We start from the raw sequence: 6,249 nt of genomic DNA on the forward strand, positions 1-6,249 counted from the left end.
TAAAAACAGTACAGGAGATATATTTTAAGGTCAGAGATGACCATAATAAAAGACGGGGCTTTGAACTGATTTAATTCAAACACCCCGATATTTTTAACAGCATAATTTGTTAAGCGCTTATTTTAGCACAAGCGAACGAAATTAACGATTCTGCCAAATACTTAAATCGCCTTTTCGGGTCGAAACATAAAGTTGATTCTCGATAACACGCAATGTGTTAACTTCGCCACTTGTTTTTGAACGACCAATTAACTTACCTGTTGTTGGTTCAACAAGATGTAATACGCCATCTAAATCACCTACAACAAGGTCTTGTCCTAGCACAACTGGGTTACTTAAATGACGGTTTAACAAACTATCATTTTCCCAGATTTTTTCACCAGATGCTAAATCGTAAGCTGTTAGCTTACCATCTGTTGAAGAAACAAATACTTTATTGTCATAAACTTCTGGACGTTTAGTACTGCTCGAATCTTCACTCCAAACGACACGTTGAGAAGCAAGATCGGTTACAGTCACTTGACCTTGGAAACTGGTCGTTACCATAAACTGTCCAGCTACAGTAGGATCACCATCGATATCAATTAAACGTTGAATATCAGAACGACCTTCACTTACTGCAACACGACGTTGGAAACGCGGAATACCACTAATGGTATCAATTGCATATACATATGCATTCGCAGAAGCAATTAATACAGTACGAGGATCAAGGCTCACTGGTGATGCCTGACCACGCAAACTAAATTGGACATTCGGTAACTTATAAGCCCAAACTTGTTGGCCTGAAGTAGCATCATGCGCAAATACAGTACCATCATTCGCAATGGTAATAACACGTCCAGATTGAACCAATGACGGGCTTAACAATGCGCCAGATAACTGTGCAGTCCACTTCTGCTCGCCTGTTGCCTGATCTAGTGCAAAGAGTTGACCTTTACTGTTACCAACAACAACAATCCCTTCAGCAGCTTCAACACCAGAGCTCAAGCCTAATTTGCTGACTTTCTTTTCCCAAATGCGTTGTTTACCACGATATGCAGCTACTTCACCTTTTGGATCAAGCGTGAAAACCACACCATCGTTTGCATCAAGTTGCAAACGTAATGGATCAGCTTTATCAGTAGAAGAAACACTACGCGAAAACACTGGCGTTAAGGTCTTTTTCGACTCGGTCAATTTCGGTAGAGGATTTGGTTTAACTTCTTTTACTTTATTACTAGAACATCCCACCAGTACAGCCGATGCGATTGCAATTGCCAAAGGCAGTTTGAATTTCTGATTCATTAAGACTCTTCCACCTGTGTTTCCAAAATTGGGCGCTCAATCTGTGGATCTTCAACTAAAACGCCAACACTTTCGAGTTTAATTTGTAAAATTTGTCGCTCTTGTTTACGTTCTAGTAACGAATTCCAAGCTGCCTGATACGCTTTTTTAGCAGAATCAACATCTTTCTTAGCAACAAAGATATCACCACGTAACTCTTCTACCGTTGCTTTAAATGCAGGATCGACGTTACCAGACAGAGTTTTTAGTGCTTCATCATATTTGTTTTGCGCCAATTGTGCATCTGCTAAACGCAATTTTACAACCTGAATCAAACCTTCATCTTTAACTTTTGAATTTTCAACTTTCTTTAAGGCTTTTTCAGCAGCAGCATAATCTTGTTTTTCATAGGCCAATTTTGCTAATACAAACTGAGTCTGTATGGCCTGAACAGAGTCGATATCATCTTTTACAATTTTATCTGCTGATGCAGTTACTGAACTTAAAGCATTTGGATTATCGGCACTCGCATTTGCTTCATCCATTAACTGCTGTACTTTTGCAGTTTCTACCTGACTAGTTGCCAGATTCTTTTTTTGCCAGTATGTCCACCCAAAAAAGGCAATCAACGCAATGAGAATTCCGCTAATCATGGCAGAACCATATTTTTTGGCGAACGACTTTAAGCTGTCGAATTGTTCTTCATCACTTAAGCTCATGTGATTGTCCTTTTCCAGATGTTCAGTTTATTTTGTAAATTTTTGGATTAAAAATGGTACGAGGTCAGCAATTGCGACTTGTGACTGTTCAGCTGTTGCTAATTCTTTAATAGCAAACTGCTGTGCTTCCCACTCTCGTTCCCCTAAAATCAAAGCAAAGATTGCTCCAGCCTGATCAGCTTTTTTCATCTGGCTTTTCATGCTGCCTTGTGAACCTGTTTTGATTCGAATACTGCTATTTGCAGCTTCTAACTGGTCACGTAATTGTTCCGCTAAAATCAAAGCATTCGTTTGATAAGCAGGTTCTGCAACCAAAAAGACTTCACAATCACGAATAACTTCAGCTTGTTCAACTTGCTCAAGCAGAAGCAATAAACGCTCCATACCCATCGCAAAACCAACAGCTGGTACAGATTGATCTGGCTTACCTTTTAATTGACCAACTAAACCGTCGTAGCGTCCACCAGCACATACTGTGCCTTGCGAACCGAGTGCTGTAGTCGTCCATTCAAAAACAGTCTTGTTGTAATAGTCCAGACCACGTACCAACTTCTGGTTAATTACAAACTGGATGCCAGCAGCAGTCAAATAATCTTGTAACTGCTTAAAATGATCCAAACTATCTTCTTTTAAGAAATCATGTAATTTCGGCGCATTTTCCAGAATTTTCTGTGTAGATTCAATTTTAGAATCTAAAATGCGTAATGGATTTGTTGTTAAGCGACGCTGCGAATCTTCATCCAACGCATCTTTATGTTCGTTTAAGAACGCAACTAATGCATTGCGATACTCTGTACGCTCATCAGTTTCGCCTAAAGTATTCAACTCAAGCTGAACCTTATCAGCAACGCCCATACGTTTCCATAAGCGAGCTGTCAACATAATCAATTCAGCATCAATGTCAGGAGTCGCAACGCCAAAAGTTTCTACACCAAACTGGTGGAACTGACGGTAACGCCCTTTTTGTGGTTTTTCATAACGGAACATAGGTCCCATATACCACACACGTGGCGTAGCACCGCGTAACAAGTTATGTTCAACCAACGCGCGAACACAACCAGCTGTACCTTCGGGACGTAAGGTTAATGACTCTGGCGGATTGCCTTTATCGAAAAAGGTATACATTTCTTTTTCAACAATATCAGTAGCATCACCAATAGCACGTTTAAACAAGCCCGTTTGCTCAACGATTGGTAAACGAATTTGTTGATAACCATAAGCATCCATTAACGATGCTAAATGTTGCTCAAGACGTCTCCACGCTACTGTTTGCGTTGGCAAGACGTCATTAAAACCTTTGATTGCGACAATTGAACTCATGATGAACTACGAATAATTTCTTTAGATTTAGCTTCTTCAAGCTCTTGGACACGTTGACGAACCATTGTTTCGATTTCATCAACCAATTGATCGGTATCGATTAAATGGCTTTTCTCACCATTACGATAAACCAGTGAGCGAGGCGCAGCCCCAACAACCCCGATATCGGCTTCTTTTGCTTCACCCGGGCCATTTACCTTACAACCAATCACTGACACATCCATTGGAGTACGAATATCTTCTAAACGTTCTTCCAAAGCTTGCATCACTTGAATAACGTTAAATTCTTGGCGTGAACAACTCGGACAAGCAATAAAGTTAATCCCGTTAGAGCGTAGACCAAGCGATTTTAAGATATCAAAACCAATCTTGATTTCATCTTCTGGTTCGGCAGCAAGCGAAATACGCATTGTATCGCCAATACCTTCCATCAATAATCCGCCAAGGGCAATCGCTGATTTCACAGTACCCGTACGGTAAATACCCGCTTCGGTAACACCAAGGTGTAATGGATTATCAATTTGCTGAGAAAGCAAGCGGTAAGCATCCATGGTTAAAAACACATTTGAGGCTTTTACGCTAACTTTAAACTCATGAAAATCAAGGCGGTCTAAAATATCAATGTGACGTAAAGCTGATTCAAGAAGTGCTTGCCCTGTAGGCTCGCCATATTTTTTCTGTAAATCTTTTTCTAGAGAACCCGCATTCACACCAATACGCATTGAAATACCATGATGACGTGCCGCAGCAACGACCTCACGAACTTTCTGGTCTGACCCGATATTTCCCGGATTAATACGCAAACAGTCTGCACCATAATCTGCAACTGCCAAAGCAATTCTATGGTCAAAATGAATATCGGCAACTAATGGTACTGAAACGCGCTTACGAATTGCGCCAAATGCTTCAGCAGCCTCCATAGATGGGACCGAAACACGCATAATATCAGCACCTGCATCAACGCAACGCTCAATCTGAGCAACGGTTGCATCAACATCGCAAGTTTCAGTGTTTGTCATACTTTGCACACTAATAGGTGCATCGCCACCGACATACACCGACCCAACACGAATTTTGCGTGTTGGTCGACGTTTAATTGGGTTCTCTATCATTGTATCGCTCAACTCATGGTATTAGCGGGATAAACGGAATTCAGCTTTACCGTTTACCGTATATGGAGACAATGAAATCTGTTCTTGGTTTAAACTTAATGACACCGCAGTTGCATCATCAAGACGAATCTGAAATGGAGACTCGCCATTTAAGTTTAAAGTTGATGACTGACGGCCTGTCGCCAAAACTTTACCTGTTGCATCAACAATATGAACAGACGTTGGACGGTTAAAGTTTAGCACCAATTGATCACCCACTGTTGAGGTAGCATTTCCTTTCATAGGTAAAACTTCAACACTAGATTGATTTACTTTAGGTAAATCAGCATCTTCTTTCTTAGAAGTCCATTTTTGAATACCCATGACAATCAATGACACAACAGCAATAACCACGATTGCAAGAAGTGCACGCTTCAACCATTTCTTATTACGGTCACTATTAGAACCAGGGAGTTTACCCATGATTTTAATCGGCGAGTTGTTTAAGGCATGGTTTGGTAAAAGCCCGGTATCATTTGCATAAATTTCATCAAAGCGCTGAATAATTGCCGTCGCATCTGTATTTAAATATTTTGCATATGAACGGTAATAACCCTTAATAAAAGTCGCTTCTGGCAATGACTTGTAATCATCTTGCTCTAAAGCAGTTAGAGTCTTAACCGGCATGTTTAAATCTGAAGAAACTTGCCCTAACTCTTTATTCTGAGCAACTCGAATTTGACGTAAATACTCACCAGGACGTTGAATATTTCCTAAAGCAGAAGTCGGTAAGCTTGAGCCAGTTGGCTGCTGTGAATTAGGATTTATTTCCATACGGCCTCAGTACTATACTGTAATTGCAAATAACGTTGATATTCTGGACTTTCCGGGAACAAAGCACGTAACTGGTTTACTAACACTTGCATTCCCATTTTATCCGCATTGGCTCGAGCCACTCTTACACCAATCCAAAGTGCTCTTGCACCCTGATTTTTCTGCCCCACTGTATGAACATATTGCTCATACATTTGTGTAGCAGCCGGAATCTGCTGCTGCAAATAAAAAATTTCCGCTAACTCTAACATTGAAATATAAGAGTCGCGGTTAGCAAGGAGTGCTTGTTTGAATGTTTTTTCAGCATTCGCAACATCACCCAATTTTAAATAAATACGCCCTAGATTTTCTAACGCCTGATAGCGTTGGTCATAACCTAATGTTGTGCCAGCAATACGAAATTGCTCGATCGCATCATTATAGCGTTCCATTTGATACAAGTACGTACCATAGTTATTATGTGCTTGAGCATTATCTGGTTCAGATGAAATTGCTCGTTTAAAGTAATGTTCTGCTTTTTCTAAGTTTGGCTTGCTACCTTCTTGCTGTAGCAAAATGCCCATCATCATATTTGCCGTTGCATCGCGGCTATCTACACTTAAAGCTTGATCAAGAGCTCGCTTTGCCGAATCCAAGTCACCCGAACGGATATGTTCAGCAGCAAGTTGTGTACGCACTTTTACCGCTTTTTCTGGGTCTTTCTTTTGCACATGCGTTGTCTGGCAACCACTTACCAGAAATGCAACTGCAACCCCCATCCATAATACCGTTTTTAACTTTGGAGTACTCAAAGCCTGCCCTCAATTTTATCCCTGTGTACGCAAAATCTCTTGACGCTGTGTAACTTTCTTCTGCCACTGTTCAGCACGACGAGTTCTATCGGCCACTTGACCGACTAACTGTCCACATGCAGCATCAATATCATCACCACGTGTTTGACGAATCGTACACACAAATCCAGCATCAGACAAAGTTTTTTGGAACGAGATAATTCGATTTCGGCTTGAGCGACCATATGG

The 6,249-nt window shown here is 40.8% G+C and carries 6 protein-coding genes and 1 pseudogene; all 7 read right to left on the bottom strand.

Features of this window, described 5'->3' with window-relative positions; all coding sequences use genetic code 11:
* Positions 1 to 141: 141 nt before the first annotated feature.
* On the bottom strand, positions 142 to 1,287 hold the full coding sequence (gene bamB, locus UC75_RS13515; protein WP_049837905.1) for an outer membrane protein assembly factor BamB: 1,146 nt from the start codon (positions 1,285 to 1,287) through the stop codon (positions 142 to 144).
* Complete coding sequence (locus tag UC75_RS13520) at positions 1,287 to 1,985, bottom strand: YfgM family protein (RefSeq protein WP_004794712.1); 699 nt, start codon at positions 1,983 to 1,985, stop codon at positions 1,287 to 1,289. The genes bamB and UC75_RS13520 overlap by 1 nt, the downstream gene beginning before the upstream one ends.
* A 27-nt stretch (positions 1,986 to 2,012) precedes the next feature.
* Entirely contained in the window at positions 2,013 to 3,305 is a 1,293-nt protein-coding gene (hisS, locus tag UC75_RS13525; RefSeq protein ID WP_013198977.1) for a histidine--tRNA ligase, read from the bottom strand.
* Positions 3,302 to 4,417, bottom strand: coding sequence for a flavodoxin-dependent (E)-4-hydroxy-3-methylbut-2-enyl-diphosphate synthase (gene ispG, locus UC75_RS13530; RefSeq protein WP_004698760.1), 1,116 nt, complete (start codon positions 4,415 to 4,417; stop codon positions 3,302 to 3,304). The genes hisS and ispG overlap by 4 nt, the downstream gene beginning before the upstream one ends.
* 21 nt (positions 4,418 to 4,438) lie before the next feature.
* A complete protein-coding gene (locus UC75_RS13535) occupies positions 4,439 to 5,230 on the bottom strand; it encodes a helix-turn-helix domain-containing protein (protein WP_005302244.1) in 792 nt (263 codons plus the stop codon).
* On the bottom strand, positions 5,221 to 6,021 hold the full coding sequence (pilW, locus tag UC75_RS13540) for a type IV pilus biogenesis/stability protein PilW (protein WP_192834221.1): 801 nt from the start codon (positions 6,019 to 6,021) through the stop codon (positions 5,221 to 5,223). The genes UC75_RS13535 and pilW overlap by 10 nt, the downstream gene beginning before the upstream one ends.
* A gap of 15 nt (positions 6,022 to 6,036) precedes the next feature.
* Positions 6,037 to 6,249: pseudogene (locus UC75_RS21715) on the bottom strand (23S rRNA (adenine(2503)-C(2))-methyltransferase RlmN); the annotation flags it as partial.

The sequence above is a fragment of the Acinetobacter sp. V2 genome, from assembly GCF_001188385.1.
GTDB classification, from domain to species: Bacteria; Pseudomonadota; Gammaproteobacteria; order Pseudomonadales; family Moraxellaceae; genus Acinetobacter; species Acinetobacter oleivorans.

Bases quoted from the DNA above. Each gene is read 5' to 3' on its own strand.
- ispG (WP_004698760.1), bottom strand. From the start codon at position 4,417: ATGATAGAGAACCCAATTAAACGTCGACCAACACGCAAAATTCGTGTT.
- UC75_RS13535 (WP_005302244.1), bottom strand. From the start codon at position 5,230: ATGGAAATAAATCCTAATTCACAGCAGCCAACTGGCTCAAGCTTACCG.
- hisS (WP_013198977.1), bottom strand. From the start codon at position 3,305: ATGAGTTCAATTGTCGCAATCAAAGGTTTTAATGACGTCTTGCCAACG.
- UC75_RS13520 (WP_004794712.1), bottom strand. From the start codon at position 1,985: ATGAGCTTAAGTGATGAAGAACAATTCGACAGCTTAAAGTCGTTCGCC.
- bamB (WP_049837905.1), bottom strand. From the start codon at position 1,287: ATGAATCAGAAATTCAAACTGCCTTTGGCAATTGCAATCGCATCGGCT.